This is a genomic window from Micromonospora sp. DH13, assembly GCF_020873825.1.
Lineage (GTDB): Bacteria > Actinomycetota > Actinomycetes > Mycobacteriales > Micromonosporaceae > Micromonospora > Micromonospora haikouensis.
In genome coordinates this window covers 69,217-86,960 of the sequence record NZ_JAHWGR010000020.1, presented here as the reverse complement: position 1 = coordinate 86,960, position 17,744 = coordinate 69,217, and the positions used below count along the sequence as shown (strand labels likewise).

Annotated in this window: 12 protein-coding genes; all 12 read right to left on the bottom strand. The window is 67.7% G+C overall.

What is annotated here, in order from left to right; translation table 11 throughout:
• Position 1: 1 nt before the first annotated feature.
• Positions 2-2,023, bottom strand: coding sequence for a CHAT domain-containing protein (locus tag LPA42_RS19755; protein ID WP_077936290.1), 2,022 nt, complete (start codon positions 2,021-2,023; stop codon positions 2-4).
• A 461-nt stretch (positions 2,024-2,484) separates the two neighbouring features.
• Positions 2,485-3,105, bottom strand: a complete 621-nt coding sequence (locus tag LPA42_RS19750; RefSeq protein ID WP_158229379.1) for a hypothetical protein — start codon at positions 3,103-3,105, stop codon at positions 2,485-2,487.
• Between the two features lie 1,207 nt (positions 3,106-4,312).
• On the bottom strand, positions 4,313-4,693 hold the full coding sequence (locus tag LPA42_RS19745; protein WP_144082550.1) for a hypothetical protein: 381 nt from the start codon (positions 4,691-4,693) through the stop codon (positions 4,313-4,315).
• A 175-nt stretch (positions 4,694-4,868) separates the two neighbouring features.
• Complete coding sequence (locus LPA42_RS19740) at positions 4,869-6,101, bottom strand: hypothetical protein (RefSeq protein WP_077936294.1); 1,233 nt, start codon at positions 6,099-6,101, stop codon at positions 4,869-4,871.
• Positions 6,102-6,600: 499 nt separating this feature from the next.
• Positions 6,601-9,696 carry a helicase C-terminal domain-containing protein gene (locus LPA42_RS34540; protein ID WP_077936295.1) on the bottom strand — a complete coding sequence of 1,032 codons (3,096 nt, stop codon included), beginning with the start codon at positions 9,694-9,696 and terminating at the stop codon, positions 6,601-6,603.
• The gene (locus tag LPA42_RS19730; protein WP_228986751.1) at positions 9,693-11,321 is read right to left on the bottom strand and encodes a phospholipase D family protein; all 1,629 of its coding nucleotides are present in this window, start codon (positions 11,319-11,321) and stop codon (positions 9,693-9,695) included. Before LPA42_RS19730 ends, LPA42_RS34540 begins: the two co-directional genes overlap by 4 nt.
• 109 nt (positions 11,322-11,430) lie before the next feature.
• Positions 11,431-12,666, bottom strand: a complete 1,236-nt coding sequence (locus LPA42_RS19725; protein WP_077936297.1) for a DUF6361 family protein — start codon at positions 12,664-12,666, stop codon at positions 11,431-11,433.
• Positions 12,663-13,433 (bottom strand): DUF429 domain-containing protein, encoded by a 771-nt coding sequence (locus LPA42_RS19720; protein WP_077936298.1) that lies wholly within the window; start codon positions 13,431-13,433, stop codon positions 12,663-12,665. The genes LPA42_RS19725 and LPA42_RS19720 overlap by 4 nt, the downstream gene beginning before the upstream one ends.
• A gap of 530 nt (positions 13,434-13,963) precedes the next feature.
• Positions 13,964-15,181 carry a site-specific integrase gene (locus tag LPA42_RS19715; RefSeq protein ID WP_077936299.1) on the bottom strand — a complete coding sequence of 406 codons (1,218 nt, stop codon included), beginning with the start codon at positions 15,179-15,181 and terminating at the stop codon, positions 13,964-13,966.
• A 3-nt stretch (positions 15,182-15,184) separates the two neighbouring features.
• Positions 15,185-15,394, bottom strand: a complete 210-nt coding sequence (locus LPA42_RS19710; RefSeq protein ID WP_077936300.1) for an AlpA family transcriptional regulator — start codon at positions 15,392-15,394, stop codon at positions 15,185-15,187.
• Complete coding sequence (locus LPA42_RS19705) at positions 15,391-16,617, bottom strand: TRM11 family methyltransferase (protein WP_228986767.1); 1,227 nt, start codon at positions 16,615-16,617, stop codon at positions 15,391-15,393. The genes LPA42_RS19710 and LPA42_RS19705 overlap by 4 nt, the downstream gene beginning before the upstream one ends.
• Before the next feature lie 67 nt (positions 16,618-16,684).
• The gene (locus LPA42_RS19700) at positions 16,685-17,398 is read right to left on the bottom strand and encodes a hypothetical protein (protein ID WP_077936303.1); all 714 of its coding nucleotides are present in this window, start codon (positions 17,396-17,398) and stop codon (positions 16,685-16,687) included.
• Positions 17,399-17,744: the final 346 nt, after the last annotated feature.

Here is a 17,744-nt window from a genome sequence, read left to right as displayed (position 1 = left end):
ATCAGGCGAAGAGCGCGGGCGCTGCATAGTGAAAGAACTGATCGGCAAAGTCCACGACCGGTGAGAGTCGCTCCACCTCTGCCGGAGGACACCCGCGATCCAGCAATAGCTGCTCGATTTCAGCCCAGGGCCGCCGGAACCGAGCCATGGCGGCACCAAAGCCAGCCCGGTAGTCGTCCGGGTGATCCAGCAGCGATGCGGCAAGTAGCACACCGAAGCAGGCTGCGGCACGCTCGTTGATCTCCCATTGGTGGGCCATGACGGCCTGCGAGGCGTCTGCGGCTGCGCCGGCAAGTCCACGCCGGGAAGGGCCGCCTGTGACCGCAGTGACTGCTCCCTCACAGACGTTGAGAACGAGCAGCCGACGTCGGAAAGGTGCGGGTGGGCGGCGGAGCAGAAGATCGATGCCCACGGTGTCGCCGCCGGGCAAAGCGAGGTGTGAATGCTGCGGCTGGAACATGGGCGACCGCCCGTGGCCGATCAGCCAGATGGCGTCCGCGCTCGCATCGGTGTAGGCCGCTTCGAACCGTGCGGGCGTCACCTCGGACGCGGCGACCCGCTCGACCTGACATCCCAGCTGCGAGAGCAGGGCGGTGACGAGGCTAGCCTCGGTGCAGGCGAGGTCGGTGTCACCCTCGAGGAGCACGACTCGGTCGAGCCACCGGTCGGGCAGCGGCGAGTTCAGACTAGCCCATAGCATCGGGGGTATCCAACGTGGCAGGATGAAGGCCTGGTGAGGTATGCGTGTACCGGGTAGAAAGATCGCCAGCGACCGTGCCGAGACTGCAGTTCTAGCCGGTTCTGGCAGGTCCACTCGGAAATAGCGGCGACAGGCAGCGGCAAACGCTGCGCTGGCAGCAGAATCGAGATGGTCACGCGCGGCGCGCAGCTGGCGCTTGCCACCGCCGACAACTTGGTACGAGGTGCCGAGCGCCGCGTTCATCGTGTCGGTCAGCTTCGCGAGACTCATCCCCAAAGGCATAAGAGTGGAACCGCCGCTCCAGGACCACCGCATCCCATCCGGCTGGTCGATGACGAGCAGCACCGCGTCCTCGACTGGGTCTGCCGGCCGACCAGGTGGCTGACCGTTCCAGGCCCGCAGCAGCCGTACGCAGTCGCCGACGCGGCCATGCTCGGCAAGCACCGTGATGACCGGACCGAGCGCTCTGAAGAAGTGTTCCCTCAGCAGGGGTACGACATCGTCGGGGTGCTCCGCCCAAAGTCGGGGCATGTGGTCGAGGAGTATTGGAAGGCGCGTGCTGACCAAGTCGAAGTCGCCCTCGACGCTGTCGACGAGCAGTTGGAGCCGCAGCAGTCCCGGCGCGTCGCTAGGTAGCGAGCCGAGTAGGTTGTTGATCACTTGGCGACGGGAGGCGGCGTCTGGCAAGGTCAATGCCGCAGCGTGGAGCAGCCTTGCAGCGACGACAGGGTCCGCGTCCGGTTTTCCGGCTGCGGCGACGCACCACTGCGCTGTCAAGGTCGCCAGTTTCTGATTGCCCCGCTGCCGCGCCCAAGTCAGCGCCATGGGAGCCGCAGCGAGCGCAGCCTCTGAAGGCTCGCTGAGCAGCAGGGTCGCCCCTATAAGCTCGCCATGGCTGTCCATCAGTTCCGGCAGATAGCCGAAGTTCGTCGCCAGATCGAACAGATGCTCAGCGACGCCCGCGAGGATGTCCTGTGATGTCACCTCGCCGTGACGGCTTTCTTCGATGAGAAGGTTAAGACCCTCGGTCGTGTAATGAGAAGCCGGTAACTCTGCTTCACCGCCAAGGCCGCGCACCAGCCAACTCCACGCCATCAACAACTCACCGCGACAGCGTGCCACGGCAACCGCGTCGAGCACGGCGGCCAGCCGCCAGACCGCGATCACTTGTGCGGGGACCAGTTCCGACGGAACGGCGTTCAGGTCCGCAAGCATCGCATCCGCCGACTGGAGGATCGCCGCATGGTCGTCGCCACGACGGAGAATCAGAAGGCGCAGCACGCCGCTGCTGCTTACCCGCGCCGGCAGGTCCCACTCGCGCACCTCCGACGGGAGATGCGCAGCGACTCTGGGCAGCAACCTGTGTAGCTGAGGCAACGAGCAGCGTCCTTCCGTTGTGGAGTGTATGCAATTGATGAACTTACATATACAGAACTTGCTATCAATGTATGTAGGCGAGCGAACGCGGTTGGACCGGTTGAGGCGATAGTCCCGTCACAGAAAAGTGGGTGCGGTGGAGCTCACTGTCAACGGCATGCAGCATGACCTCGACGTGCAGACGGTGCGCAATCGCCTATCGCCTGCACGGTCAGAGACCGGAGCCGCGGTAGGACTCAGGTGGACACCGCCTACGAGCACCACCGGTGGCGTCACTGCGTCCGGTACGCGCGGCCCAGGCCGGACCTGTCGGTATACGACGTGCCATTGATATTCGGCGAGGGCGAAGACCCTTCTCCGACTACGCCAGGACCGCCTGATGAACGTGCGCGTCACTCCGCCGTCTGCTACCGCGAGCCGGGGGGATTGCCCTCATGCCCCCACCTGTTCGGCCAGTATCGATCGTGTTCGGTGACGAGGGCGGTGAGCGTGACCACTGCCTCGCGCATCAGCTTCACGTCACGCTTGTCGGGCTCGGTCGGCTTGCCGTTTGTGTCTGCCCCCATCATGTCGGTGCCCGCAAGGGCGGTGACGGTTCGCTGTGCGGCGACCAGTGCCCTCCGGTAGTTCGCGGAGCCGGGGTCGGGATCCGGATTACCAGCGGCCAGGATCGCGGCGGCCTTGATGAACGCTCGGTTGTCGTCCGGCTCCAGGTTGAGCGGCACCTGCTTCCCGTGGATGTTGACTTGGGCGCTGGTGATCACGTCTACGACCACGAGCTGACTGCGGGTGAGGCCACCTCGAGCGGCGTCGTTGACCCGTTGATTGGTGCTCTGGGTCGGGCCGGGAGTGGTCAACGCGTACATCGCCGCCCGCAGATCTTTGGCGGCTCCATGGTGGGCGTGTGGACCTACGCTCACCCGCCACACGCCGGGCACGGCCGGGCCGCTCGGAAATGTCACCTTGTCGGCGATCATGGTCGCGGTGCCCAGCCGTCGCCACTCGAAGTTCGCTTGCACTCCCGGCATCAGCCTCTCCTGCCTTAAGGGCGAGATATCCTTCAATAGTGCGGGCTGGTTGGCTGACCGTCAAGCAGTCAGTCCATAGAGAAGGGGGGAGCAGGTGCAGGGACGGCGGCGCCCCTCGCCGGCAAATCCGCTCGTGGGCAGAAGGCCATGGGGGATGGCGTCAAGCGGCTGGTCGTAGGCGGCGGGGTGCCCACCGCGCTGCCCTCGACGGCATCGCCGCTAGGTCTATCGGATTTTCTTCGCCCAGGGTCGTGGGGCTACGCTTCCGACCATGCATCCGCTTGCGCACGGCGTGACATTCGCCGCCAGCGTGACAAGTCGGCTGCGGCGTCGGCGCTTCCGGCTTGCCGACGAGGGTGGACACTCCATTGAGGAGCTGCTCGAGTGAGCGGAGCGGGGAGGGAAGGTGAGAAGAGGAAGCCCTCACCGCTCCGAGGGCTCCTGATCGCCCTCGTCATCCTCCTGATCTTCCCCGCTACCCGGGACATGCTCTTTACCCTCGGTGCTTGGATTCTGGGCGCCCTCGCCGCCGCGCTAATCGCGATCTTCGTTTTCCTGAAGCCCAGGCGGTAACGCCAGCGATTAGATCGGGTCCAACGCCAGCGTGCTCCGGCTGAACGCAGCCAGGATCCGTTGATGGGTCTGGCGGGGGTGCGGCGTGAGTGACTCATACCTGGTCGCGCTCGGCGAACGTGACGCCATCCGCTGGGTGCTGCACGAGCATCGGATGGCGTACCGGCAACACCACGAGCCGAGGTCGCGCGGCTCGCGCCGGGCGATGGCTTGTTCCTCTACGCGTCCCGTGGTGCCTGGGGCAACCCTATGCGCGATCGGGGCCGCGTGATCGGCGCAGCTACCGCCGCGACGGCAGTACGCCGGTTGGACCATCCGATAGAAATCGCCGGGCGTCAGTTTTTCTCCGCATGCAACCTACAGATTGATGGCGTGGTGCCCTATCCAGGTGGTCTGGAGTTGCAGCCGTTGTTGAAAAGCTGGACGCCTTTCCCAAGCCGCACGCATGGAGTGTCTACCTCAGGCGTGCCCTGCTTAGGTTGTCCGACGCCGATCGCGCCGCCCTCTACCAAGGCCTTCGCCCGATGGTTGTGCCGCGCAAACAGGCTCTGCCGACGTACCCGGGGGGCGCCATTGTCGGCTCCGCCTGAAGAGGGAGGGCGGGGTTTGATTCAGTCCGAGCAGGCAGATCTCCTTAGCTTTGACGCCTCCGCTGAAGATGAAGCTGCTGCTGCTCTTTCCACCAGCGATCCGGGCTGCTCCAGCTCTCCTCGGGGCGGGAGAAGCTGTCAGCCGCCCAGCCACCCGGGCATATGACATCTAGCGCCGCCTCAATATCGCCCGGCGGGTCGACCCGGACATCGAGCCGGTCGCCGTCGCCGCTGTCAAGTTGCTCGGCGAGCTGCCAAGTCGCAGCGGCCTGCGCCCCCGTCAACGGGCCCTCGACCACGAATTCCCGTCGTCGGCCGGTGATCTTGGCGCCAGCGCCGCGCAACATGATGATCACGCTCCTCAGGTCTTCGACGCCAGGCACCGTGACGTAGACGCGGGGGAGGTCTGTCATGGGTTGGGCCATGACGCCAGTGTGGTGGACGCCCCAAGCGCTGTTCCTCGATACGCTCAGGGGCAAGCAGGACCGATCGACACCGCTGGCCGGCATTTGGCGAGCCCGCGAGCGCCGGCGCCGCAAGGCTATCTCCACGGCGGTCGTCTCGGTCACCCTGGTCCTGTCCATGGCGGCGCGGTGGCCCTCAGGTCGCCTCGTTGTGCGCGTGGATGATTCGGCGCAGGATCAGGTTGAGCCCCGACCAGTCCTGGCCACGCAGGGGTCGGCCCTCATTGCGTCGGGCCGCCGCGACCTTGGCCCGGTACGTCTGCTGAACGGCCGCCTTGCCAATCACCTCGCCCTGGTAGCGCTGCACGCCAGGCAGGAACGACGTCCACTGCACTGGGCGCAGGTTACCGTCCGCATCCTTCAGCACGTCATGACCTAGGTAGAGCTCAATGCTGCCGGCGAGCCCGTTGACGTCGGCGGCGGCGAGAACCCCGTTCGGGGCATCGCTGCTGGGTGGGCCGAGGGTGGGATAGTCGCGGGCCAGGTGGAGGTCGGGATAGCGGTCTACGATTATGTTCTCTGGCAGCGGTACCTTGTCGAGTCCGCGTCTGGCGTCGGCCGCTGCGGAGTCGTTGTCAAAAAGGGCGACGATCCGGTTGGTGATCCCGGCTGCGGCGAACGACTTGATCGACTTCACCAGCGCCGACGCGCTCGCGTCCGGCCGGGTCTCGAAGTTCAAGAACCGCACCAGATCGGTCAAGTGTGGGTACAAGATCGACATCGCGTCGCTGAGGAACTCGGCGTCGGTGCGGCCTTCGGTGAGCACGACAGTGGGCGAGTAGGTGGAGCCCAGCACCTGCATAACACGCAGGGAGTGGGACGCTATCGTCTCCGTTCGTTCGTCCAGCCATCCTTCACCGCGGTCGGTGAGGGTTACCGTTACCTGCTCGTCGGGGAACGCCAAGAGCCCGAGCCGTAACGCAAAGCGGTAGTCCAGGTAGCCGAGTAAATCTAGGAGCCAATCAACATCAGTCTGGTGGTCACTGAAGAGGCCGTGAGGGTCGCTAGCCATCGCAGCGGCGCGAGTCGCCTCGACCCAGGTGGGACCATCGAGACCGTCGAGGAGATTGCGCTTGGTCCTTTGTGGGTCCGTCAGCTCCATTTGCCTCGGGTTCTTGGCGTTCCACTGCTTCTTGAACTCGACGGCTTCCCGCAATACGTCGAACACAGTGGCCTGGTCGACGCCGATCACGTCGAGCCGGTCTGCGACCTGGTGCCCGGGCATGCGAAAGGCGATCTCGGCGAAGTCGTCATCGTCGGGCTCGATCATGGCGTCGTCGCGCAGAATCGCCAGTAGGAGCCCCTTTTCGCCCTCTTCGATGCGTGCCACCGTGTACGGGCCAACCTTGATCAGGCCGTAGATGCTCACGCGGCGGCGCCTGGTTCACTCACAACCGATGGCTTCACGGACGCCTTCACCTCCTGCCGGCCGCGCGAGCCGGTGCCCGAGTCTACAGTCCGGCCGCGGGCCGTCTCGGTCGAGCGTGACGGGAAGCTGCGGCGAGATCTCATGCCACAAAAGGGAAACCAGCTCCGGCGACGGCATGATCGGCTTCACCGTACCGGAAATCCGAAGAGGTGCCCTTGTGGGCGTTCGGCCGGGACCGCTGGCTGCTGAGGTGCGGGGGAAGGGGGTCGTTGGCTGTTGCGCTCGAGCGTGTACTGACCTTGGCTGAGGCGGATGAGCGGGGTTCCGCACGGGCTTGGTGGGCCGCCGGTGGTGTCCCGGGTCATTCCTTGGATGATCGGAACGCCGCGTCGGCTCGAATCGTTGGACCTGAGTGATCAGCTCCGTTCGGCTGAAGGTGGGCTCGCGGTTCGCCAGTTGGCGGGCTGCGGTGAGGATGAGCTGCCAGGCTGCTGGTCTGTCACTCAGGTTTCCTTTCCACAGCCGGTCGCAGGTCCAGGATGTCGGGTGCTCCGGCCGGGTCAGTGGTGCGTCGTCGGAGCAGGTTCAGCAGGTCTTCCTGCCGTGGTTGGCCGAACGCCAGTCGGTATGTCGCCAGGTCCGACTTGAGCCGGTCGAGTTTTGCCTGGTCGCGGCTGAGTGGGTAGGGCAGGACGTGTCGTTCGATCTTCGCCGGCCCGGGAAACACCCAGTACGGCGCGAAGTCGCCCAGTTCCCCGGATTCTGCTTGTGCCGCGTCGTAGAGGGCTTTCCACACGTCCGGTTCGGGCGAGCGCAGGGCCTCCGCACGGTGTGCGGCGGCGACGTTGCGGCGTACGGCGTGTCCGCCGAAGCGGTGGACGCGGCCTTCGCGTTGTTCGAAGTCGACGGGGTTGGCGGGGGTGTTCCAGTGCACGACGGCGGAGCACCACTGGTGGAAGTCGATGCCTTCCTGGCCGGCGCTGGTGGTGGCGACGACGAGCGGCCAGAAGGGGCTGTTGAAGGCTCGGCGTACGACTGCTTTTCGGTCGGCCTGGGATTGTTCTTCGCCACGGCCGCCGTAGCGCAGCGCAAACCGGCCGGGCAGTTTGATCCGCTCGGCGGGGTGGTGCGGGTTGAAGGCTTCGTACGTTGACGGTCGGCTGGCGATCGCCAGCCGCGCCTCGTCGGCGAGTCTACAGAGTTTCTCGTCGTCGAGGCGAGTGTCGGCGGTACCGCTGCGTAGGGTGTGCAGGTGCTCGTCGAGGACGGCCTGCAGATCACCGGCGGCGCAGTAGCGCAGCACTGCCTGCCAGTAGACCGGGCCCATGGACAGGCTGTCGAGCAGTTGGGCGGATTCGGGCCGGTTGAACAGGGACCGCAGCCCGTTGGCCAGTACCGCTGCGGCGCGCCAGTGCCCTGCGGAGGTGACTGCGTCGTCGGGGTGGATGAGTCGGGACAGTGCCCGCCAGGCGATGTTGCCCGGCGCGTGCATGCCGATCGCCGCGACGCTGCCGAGCAGACCGTGGAGGTGGCCTGCTGCGGGGTAGTGGGTGTTGGTGGCCAGCTCACGGGCTCGCTCTACGTGCCGGTCCAGGCCGGTGGCTGTTGCGTCGTCGTCGGCGGAGGTACCCAGGGCGGCAGCGGCGTCATCGCAGCCGGGGTCGGCGCCGGGCCACCGGAAGACCAGTTCCCACGGCTCGGCGGGGGTCGCGTCGGTGGCCGCCGTATCGGTGGAGGAGTGAGCGAGCAGCCTTTCCCGCACCTCTCGTTCGAACACGGCCAGCGGTGTGGTCTCGTCCGGTCGCTGCCGGGCTAGTGCCAGTGGGTCGCACAGTGTGGCCAGGGCGGGATGGGGCCAGAAGATTGCCAGGACGCTCATGGCCGCTGGGCGGTTGTGTTCGGTGCGGTAGTCGAGGTGCCGGCTTTCCTTTCCGTGGCCGCCGAGCTTGCGTTCGGCTTCGTAGCTGAGTAGTCCGGCCACCGCGGTGGGGGTGGCGTTCCAGGAGGAGAACAGCAGCCGCTTGGTGATGCCTTCGGCCGCTGCGGTGGTGAACGGTTCGTCGAGGGTGTGGTAGGGCAGGGACGGGGGCAGCCACAGCAGTCGCCACCAGCCCCGGTCGACGGTGTCCGCGGCGAGTCGCCGTAGCCGGCCGTTGCCGAGATCGACGGGTTCTCGTCGGTTGATCGTGTCGGCGTCGAGTAGTTGCGCGGTGGCCAGCAGCGCGGTGACGTCGGGGTCCGGTTTGCCGTCGAGTGCTTTTCGGACCTTGTCGCCGAGTTGGTAGCCGTCGAGGAAGTTCAGGAAGTAGGGGGCGGACTTCCAGTACTCGACCGACATCCGTGCGCCGACAACGTCGGCGACCCGGCGCATCGCCACGTAGCCGCGCACGTCACGGGTGTCGAGGTCGTCGGCGAGGTCGAGGTGTTCGCTCAGCATCCCGTCCTGGCCCAGCGCGGGCCGTTCGGTGCGGCACATGACCCGCAACAACAGAGTGCGCAGCCAGTCGCGCAGGTCCCCGCAGGGTTCGCCGCGTACCAGGGCGTCCCGGTACGCCTCGAAGGCCTTCGTCACGTCGGCGTGCCAGGGCTCGTCGTCGGTGAGGAAGCGTAGGACCTGCCGGAAGTCGCGGTAGTGGTCCTCGCCGGCGCCGGTTTCCTCGGCGAAGGTGAACGGTTTGTACGGGGTGGCCGACAGCAGCAGCACCCGGGCGGCTCGATGGTCGAACAGGTGCCGGGCGAGTTCAGCGCTGTCGCCACCGTCCGGGTCGAGGAGCTCCCGGAAGCGCTGGAACTCGTCGAGGATGACCAGGTCCGGGTCGAGGACCTCGACGCCGGCGGTGGCCAGCGCCGTTCGCAGGGCACCGGTGAGTGTGCGGGCCTTCTCCCGCAGCGCGTCGGGCAGGGCGGGGCGTCGACCGATGCCGTCGAGTAGCGCGTCGAACTCGTCGAGCAGGCCGTCGTGGCGGGCACGACGCAGGAACCCCTCGGCGATCGTCGGGTCGATCTCTCCTTCGAGCTGTTCCCAGAGCTTGTTGCACTGCTCCTCGAAGCGTTCAGGGGTGGCGACGGTCGCCTGCAACGCGCGTAGCGCGGCTCGGGTTCGCCAGCCGTCCCACGAGTGGGCCTGTTCGAGGAGCAGGAAGATCAGCGCCCGCTCCTCTACGGCACCGGTCCGCCAGCCCTGGTCGAAGGAGGTGCCCGGGGTGAACGCGATCAGATTGATCGGCTTGCCGGTGGTGGCGGTCGCCGCGTTGAGGCGATGTGCGTGCTTGGCGAGCAGGGTGAGCCGGCTGGACAGGGTGACGGTCTTGTCGGCGGTGACCCGCAGCCGGTCGATGTTCTGCCGGGCAACGTCCTGGTTGGAGCAGACGTAGATAACGTCGACCCGTTCCACGCTGTCGTCGTCCTGCAGCCGTTGCAGGGTTTGGGCGATGACGCCCCGGGCGACGACGCTCTTGCCGAGTCCGGTCTCGTCGGCGACGAGGAACCGGCGGGTCGGGTCGGCACCGAAGTACCGGTCGACGACATGCGCGACGGTGGCGCGCTGGAAGTCCTTCAGGCCGGCCATGACCGGCCCCGCGTCGTACCGCTTCACCGGCCCACCGCCTCTGCGCTCGCGTCCCGTGCCTGGTTGATGACCCGCCACAGCTCGGTGAAGCCGGGCGGCAGCAGCCGCCTGCTGTCGCCGTCGGCTTCGATACGGGCGACCAACCGGGCCAGGTCGTCGAGCTGCTCCGGGCGGTCCACGAGAGCGTTGAGCAGCAGTTCGAGGATGCCGGTGCCGCCGGTACGCCAGATGCCCTGCCCGCCGGCGTCGCCGGTCACGGCGGCGGCAGCCTCGGTGCCGAGACCGAGCATCAACAGCAGGAACCGCAGGAACTTCTCCGGCGTGTCGATCTGCTGGGCGAGGACGTGGTCGAGCCGATGGGCGGGGTCACCGATCAGAGTGGCGAGGACGACGGTCTGCTCCCGACCCGTGCCGTCTTCGGCGACCACCAGGACGAACGGGGTGATGTCGGCCAACGCGAGCCCGGCGAACACCGCGGACACCCGTTGGCCCGGAACCAGCGGTACAGCTTCCCCACGGCGGGTGTGCAACTGCGCGGTGATCCGCACGCCCGTCACCTTCGGAACGGCTTCCTGCGAGTCGAGCCGGATCTCGTAGCCGCCGGCCGAGGTCGTGACGGTAGCCGACATTGGTATGGCAGCGATGTCCCGGATGAGGTCACGCAGGAAACCGGTGTCGGGTTCCGGCTCGGTGACGTCCTGGCGTTCGTGCCGTTCGAGGATCTCCCGGAAACCGGCGTCGGGACCGAGGAGGGCGTTGATCCCCCACCGGTTCCGGCTGCCGATCAGCTCCACCAGCAGCTCGACGTTGCCGCCGAACGCCGCGTCGGTGGCGTTCGCCGAGCCGAGCAGGACCCGCGCCTGGTGGCCCTTCTCCACGACGTACACCTTCGCGTGCAGCCCGTGCAGCACCTCCTGACCCGGCGGCGCCTCCTCGGCGGGCAGACCGGCCAAGGCGCTGACCACGAACGCCTCGGAACCGGCCAGGCTCTCCTCGGGCAGACGGTCGAGCGCCTCCTGCCGGCTCACCACCGACAGCGCCCCGCTGGGCGCGCACCGGTTCAGGCCACCCGGCGTGCAGAACGGCGAGATGACCAGGTGCCGAGTCCCCGCGAAATCCGGCGGGCGGCTACCAGGCACCCCCAGGGCGTGAAAGACGATCCCCTGAGCATCCTCGAGTGGTTCCCAATCGGCGCGACGCAGGTCCTCGCACAGCGCCTCGATCGCCGCGTGCCGAGCGGCCGGTAGCGGCGTGACCGCCAGCCGCACCGCATGCCGCAGAAGATCGGCCAGAGGCCGGTTGTCCTTTCTCAGGCGGGTGCCGGGCACACCATCCAACCGAAGGCACACGTCCCAGCTGCGACCCCTGGTCAGATTGCGGCTGAGCACCAGCAGCCGCAGCGACACCTCTCCGGTCGTGTCGTCGCGGAACCGCAGCACCCACAGCTTGGGGTGGAACAGGTGACCCGGCCTGGGCCGGCGCACCTGATGCACCATCGGCTCGACGAACGCCAACAGCGCCGACGCCCCTGACGGCACCACGATCTGCCCCGCCTGACAGAACACGTCGATCCGGTCCGCGCAGCGCCGTACACCCTCCATGACCGCGATCGGGTCCGCCGACTCCCGCAGGCCATGCGCGGCGAACGCCAACGGTGCGACCAGCAGGCTCTCCAGATCCAGGGTGAAAGTCAACGCCACCGCCCGGCACAACCGCGCCCCCGGCGGTGGGCGCAACGAGTCGAGCAGCAGCGCGCGGGAGTCAGGCGCGAGCACCGGCAGCCTCCGAAGGACCAGTAGCGCAACCGTCGTGGATGTCGGCGAGGATCCGGCGAACCTGCGGCCAACGGAACACCAGCCGGCGACTGCCCGACGCGCCACTCCACGTACGCAACAACTTGTCGTTGACCAACCGCGACTGGCCCTTCTTCACCGACCGCTCCCGCTCGCCGACGAGATCCCGCAGGGCCGGGTCGCTGGCCGCCTCGCCGGCAGCCCCGCTGGTCACCGCGTCGAGCCACCGCTCGATGAACTGCCGGGCCTTGACGTTCGTGCTGATCCGGGGATTCTTCTCGATCAGCCGCGTCCACATCCCCGACCGATCCCAGCCCTTAAGGCTCTGCTCCGCCGACACCCGACCGCTCCATTCCGACAGGCTGTCGCGGTAGCGAGCCGCCGGCTCCTCATGCTCGGACAGGCCCGCCTGCTCGTACCGCTCGGCGACGAGCAGGTTGTACAACAGCGCCGCACCATGCATCGCCAGCGAGAAGCGCTGCGCGTCCCGAACCAGGGAACCGATCGGCTCCGGCGCGGCCAGCGCCACCGGCTCGTCCCACGGCGCATCGCCCTCCGACCCAGGGCGATGCGCGGGCTCAAGCAGGTACGCCAGCAGGGTGCCGGGCACCGCGTCGATGATCCGCTCGCGCAGCCAACGGGCCTCGTCTGGGAGTAACCTCAGCCCACCCTCGACCTCCTGCGGAAAGTTCGGCGGTGCCCCGGGCAGGGTCGGATGCCAGCTGCCGCGCGACCGCTCGGTCAGCTCATCAGCCTCGGCCAGCCGGGATACCAGCCGTCGGTCCGGTGCCGTGTCATCCTCACTGCTGCGGATGCCGTACTCCTGGAGAGCAACGGCGTAGATGTTCGAGGGCAGGGTGCGGACTCCGACTCCGGCACGCCTGCCGATCATGCCCTCCGTGTCGCTGCCGCGCAGCAGAGCGGCGATCACCTTCCGCTCGTTGCGGTCGACCCGCGCGGTGAGGCGGTCACCACGTAGCCCACGCTTTTGCGCCTCCTGGTAGCACCAGGGCACGATCAATAGATAACGTGCCCGGTTCTGCAGGACCGACGTGCCGGGAAACAGCAGGTCGCTGAACGCGTCGCGGACTTGACCGATGCCCAGCTCGTCTCGGCTCTCCGTGTCGCTGAAGAGCTTGAGCAACTCGCGCATGCGTTGCTGATCCTCGCGAGACGTGTCCAGCCAACTCAGCCCCGAGGTCATGAGCGCCTCCCGCCGGTTCCGGTGCTGCCGACAAGGTCGCTGAGCGGCCCCGTGGGCAGGGCGATCCAGCCCTCGACCCCTGCGACCTGCCGCTGCTCGTCGTCGGGCCGGGTCGCCCTGCCTGTCGCGGCGGCACGCGCGTTGAGGGCCGCGACGACCGCGTCGAAGGCGTCGTGGCTGCGGCGACACAGCGCCTCGGAAGCACCCAGCTCGAGCCAGGGTGCGGCCGCGCAGAGCGCGGTCACGAGGTCGGCATGCTGCGTCTTCTGGCCCCGTCCCTTGTAACCGCGGTACGTCAGACCCCAGCGGCACAGGGCCGCAGCCGGGTAGACCTCGACGAGTTTGCCGTCGCCGCAACGGTCGACGTCATGGCCGGCGGCGGCCAGCATCGCCAACAGCCCGGCGCACCGGAAAGCGGCATGAGCGATGCGGTCCGCGGCCACACTGAGCGGAATGATGCCGGTCGTCTCGCGTACCACCTCGTCGGTCAACCGGTAGGCCAGACGACGCCGCCACCGCGCAGCATCGCCGTCATCGACGGAGACGTGGCCGGACCGGTGGGCCGTGACGAGTGCGACGAAGGGTTCCGGCCAGCCGAGTGGGCAGTCCAGCCCGACCTTGTCCGCGTCCTGGCTGGCCTCGACAATCTGGGCGTCGCCGACGTCGAGGGCCACGTCTCGCACCACTGCGCGGTCCGACAGCCATTCGATGGTCGCCATCGCCGTACGTTTGTCCGCCGCTGCGAGGTCGACGCCGAGGGTCAGCACCGCAATACTCTAGGTGCCGTTCATGTGCCGAGAAATGGATCGACCGACTGTCGTTGTAGGACGTTCAGGTACGCGTGACCCCCGATCGGTGAGCGAGAGTGGGTCCAGTCCCTGTGAGTGATTCCGCGCCAGCATGGCCAGGGCCTACCGTGATCCATGGTCAGCTGTTTGTCATGATCCATGCGGTGTCTCCGTGGGTGCTCGCGCGCGATGGGACGGGGCCAGCGCGCGATGGACTGGGTCGGACGCCGTCCCGTGAAGCTGGGGCCTGACCGTGAACAGATGGACTCACGCCACCCCGTTGGACCAGACGACTCGATCAAGATCAACCTCTTAATCCGCGGGTTCGGGGTTCGAGTCCCTGGCGGCGCACCAACACAAGGCCCTGACCAGCAAGAAGCTGGTCAGGGCCTTCATGGTTATCTATGTGGTCTTGAACCGTCCCCCGAAAACCCCCCAGTAACGCCCCCGGGCGACCAAATTCGACAAGGCTGGGTAGCGGCACTGGCCGCCACCCAGCCCCTCCGTGCCTATGCGGTCCGGCTCTGGCCGGGGTAGCGGTGCTCGGGATCGCCTGGCTCCGGCCGTCCGCCGAGTTGTTCGAGGATGTTCGAACTGTCCGGGGCGATGGCGGGCTTGACGATGTAGTGCTTCTTGGTGGTCTCCTTTGTTTTGTGTCCGAGTTGGGCTGCGGCGCTGTCGGTGTTGGCCTCCTTGTCGATGAGGGTGGCGACGGTCTTGCGGAAGGTGTGGGGGGTGACCCATTCGAGGCTGGTGTCGGCGCGGGCTGCCCGCCACTGGCGGCGCACGTTCGGCGGGGACAGCCAGGTGCCGCGCCGGGAGGGGAAGATCGCGTCGTTGGGGTTGTCGGCGGCGTTGAGCTTGCGGGTCATCAGCATCGCGACCGCGAACTTGGGCAGAACGACTGACCGGTAACCGGCGTCGGTCTTCGTCCACTCCTGTCGAAAGAAGCCCTTGCCCTTGATGTAGATGATGGTGCCGCTGATCGTGAGGACGGGATGTTCGACGGCGAGGTCGAGGTCTTCCCAGCGCAGTGCCAGAATCTCGCCGATGCGGGCGCCTGTGGCGAGCAGGAGATCGACGATGTCGGCCAGGTCGCTGGTGGGTCGAGGTCCCGACTTGCCGGGAGTGGGCTGCTGCCACTGCCGGATCGCCGAGCGAACGTCGTCCAGTTGCTCCATCTCTAGGGCGACTACCTTCTTGCGCGGCTTTCGTAGTTGGCCGGTGTCGCGGATGGGGTTGGTCGTGAGCGCACCCCGGCGTACGGCTAGGGCGAACATCTGGCCGAGGACGACCTTCGCGCTCTTAGCGGCTGACGGACGGTCCTCGGCGACCTTCCGCAGGAACTTGTCGAGGCGACCCGCGTTGGCCTCTCGGATGCGTAGGTTGCCGAGGGCGGGCACGATCGAGACGCGCACGCTGATCTCGTACCTACTGATGCTCTGTGGCGAGATGCGTTCCTCCGCAGCGATCTCCTCCAGCCACAGCGCGGCGAGCGTGCTGATGTGGGTCTCCCTGGTGATCTCGTCGTCGTTGGGGGCAACGCGGTCACGCAGCTTGATCTTCAGCGCTCGGATGGCGGCCGGGCCGGTGGTATCGGTGGCCTCGACGTCGCGGGTCTTACCGTCGTGGTCCCGGTATCGGGCTCGGGCGCAGTACCGGTTGGGGCCGAGCTTCTCGGTGCGGATGGCACCCCAGGTGCCGATCGGGAGAGGGGGGCGTGCCATGGCTCATCGCTCCGGGTCGGTGTGGGCGTCGAGCCAGCGTTCGACTTCGCTGCGTCGGTAGCGCAGGGTGTTGCCGACGCGGATGGCGCGTGGTCCCTTGCCTCGGCTATGCCAGGCGTAGAGGGTGTTCTTCGGCTTACCCAGCCAGGCTGCAACGTCATCAATGGTCAAGAGAGGGTCGGGCCGCCACTCGGCGGCGGTCGGCGCGGTCATCGGCGGCCTGCCGCGTCGGATGGGCCGGGCTGCCGGGTCGCCCTGTCGTTGTCGGCAGACCGCCGGTGGTCGGTGGCATCTGGTCGTACGGACCTTGGTAGGGGACGCGGGTAGGAACGGCACGGGTCGGATGTCCTTTCAGCGTCCCGGCCCGGGTGGGCCGGGGGTGCGGTGGTGCCATCCGCGTCGGCGGGGGGCACCGGTTGTGGACGTCGATCCACGCGTGGCGGGGTGAAGGCATCAAGCCTGTGATCACGGCGCGTGTCGTCGGTGACTGGCCGAGGCGATGTTGAGTGGTGCCCGAGGGCGTGCGGCTGACCGAGTACGGATTCGCGTCGCGAGTACGTCGGTTCGGCCGAACTCTCGGAGATCAGGGGGGCTTTGAGGATCAAGACGTCTTCGTGTTGGACGAGCCATTGCGGGTCGCCGGTGGCGATGGCGTCGCGGATGTTCTTCTGCTGGAAGAACGAGGCGCGGGGGACGATCATGCCGTCGCGGACGCCGCAGATGAGGGCGATGCACTCTTCGACGAGTTCGAGGCCGGCGTTGATGCCGGCGGCGGCGACCATGCCGGGGATGTCGATGAGTTCGCCGTGGCGGCGGTAGGGCCGGGCAGTGACGACGACGTGTCCGCCGGGCCGCAGGAGTTGACGGCAGCCGGCGAGGATCGCGGTGAACCCGTCAGCCAGCTCGTGGTGACTACGGTAGGCGAGGTTGTCCCCGTCGCCGTACCTGTGGTTGATCTTGCGGACCTTGCCGCGTCTCGGGCCGGGGGTGCGGACGTGGCCGTGGGTGGACGACCCGTACGGCGGCGAGGTGATCACCAAGGAGACCCGCCCGTGCAGGCTGGCCGGCAGCAGGGACGGCAGCGCGGTCGAGTCACCGTGGTAGATCTCGCCCCGGCCCGATGCCCCGGCCTGGAGGGTGTGGCGGATGTTGTCCGCCGCTTGGGCGACCCATTCGGCTTCGTACTCGACGCCGACGCCATGGCGACCGAGGCGCATGGCCTCGATGACGGTGGTGCCGATGCCGGCCATGGGGTCGAGGACCACCTCGCCGGGGTTGGTGTAGGTGCGGATGGCGTACCGGGGAATGGTCGGCAGCATCTTGCCGGGGTGCGTCAACGACTGCGGGGTGTATCGGCCGCGCCGCAAGTCGCGAGACGGGTGTTGACCGGTGAGCCAGACCGAGCCGAGGTAGCCCTCGGCAAGCAGGGATGCCAGGTCGGACGCATCGGGGTATGGCGGTTCGGACCCGGGGTGGCCGGCGGTGTGGAGCGGCGGACGGGACTCAGTCACGGGCGTTCTCCTCACCGGTGGCGGTGGTGGCGAACACGACCAGATCCCGGAAAGTCGGCAGGTGACGGCCGGCGAGCAGACGCCGGCCGTCGTCGGCCTCGTCGGGGTATTCCGGGGCGGTGCGTGGCTCGTGTTCGGGCAGCGGGACGAGGACGGCGGGTATGTGCTGGTGGTAGAAGAGCCCGGCCGCGCGGGCGGCGGCGATGACCGTGGTGCGGCGGCTGACCTCGCCCGGCTGAGGCTGCGAGGCGGTAAGTCCGACCAGCAGGAACCCGCCGGGGCGGAGCAGAGGCCGCCACGTGCTCATTGCGGTGGCGATGCCGTCTCCGGCGAGGCCCTGTGCGCCCTGCGGCAGGGCCGCCAGGACCAGGTCGACACCTGGGCCGGGACGTCGCATGGCGCGGCGTTCGGGGGCCGACGTGAGGAGCCGCACGTGCACGCCGTGGCGACCGGTGAACAGCCGGGCCGGTACCCGGTCCAGGTAGGCGGTCGCCGCGATGGCGGCGGGGTGCCCTCCAATGTCGAGTACCACGTCGCCGACGTGGGTGTAGCGGCGGATGAGGTAGGCGAGGTGGTTCGGGGATAGTCCGTGCCAGTCCGGCACTGCCGGACGAGGCGTGCGCGGGACGCGGGTGCGGGGAAGGAGCAGCCCGACCGGTGCCGGCTGCGGCCGGGCACCGGGGGCAGTGGAACTGGGCTTCGGCATGGGCGTGTGGGCCACGTCCGCCGACGAGCGCTGACACTAGGGGATTACAAATCCGAGCCCCGAATTGGAAGCCCTGCCGCGCGCTGACCTCGCCACCCTGCCCGAGCCCGAGGGGTTGAACAAGATCCTCGTCTGCCTGAACACCGACGGGCTGACCCGCCTCCGGGCTTGAACAAGATCGCCCCGGGGCGCGTTTCGTGGCCTCTCCCGGCCCTCCGGCTTTATTCGTAAAGGTGGATATGTTGCGGGCGTGTTCAAGTCTGCTGTCTCGAAGCGGCTGCGGCCGGCGCGGAGTGCTTGAACAGCCTGACCACGGGTTGAACAGCCTGACTCGGGGTCTCGGCCG

What these genes read in the sequence shown, in the direction of transcription:
- LPA42_RS19710 (WP_077936300.1), bottom strand. Translation starts at nt 15,394, where the DNA reads ATGACCGCGCCGACCGCCGCCGAGTGGCGGCCCGACCCTCTCTTGACC.
- LPA42_RS19750 (WP_158229379.1), bottom strand. Translation starts at nt 3,105, where the DNA reads ATGCCGGGAGTGCAAGCGAACTTCGAGTGGCGACGGCTGGGCACCGCG.
- LPA42_RS19700 (WP_077936303.1), bottom strand. Translation starts at nt 17,398, where the DNA reads ATGCCGAAGCCCAGTTCCACTGCCCCCGGTGCCCGGCCGCAGCCGGCA.
- LPA42_RS19745 (WP_144082550.1), bottom strand. Translation starts at nt 4,693, where the DNA reads ATGGCCCAACCCATGACAGACCTCCCCCGCGTCTACGTCACGGTGCCT.
- LPA42_RS19715 (WP_077936299.1), bottom strand. Translation starts at nt 15,181, where the DNA reads ATGGCACGCCCCCCTCTCCCGATCGGCACCTGGGGTGCCATCCGCACC.
- LPA42_RS19725 (WP_077936297.1), bottom strand. Translation starts at nt 12,666, where the DNA reads ATGACCTCGGGGCTGAGTTGGCTGGACACGTCTCGCGAGGATCAGCAA.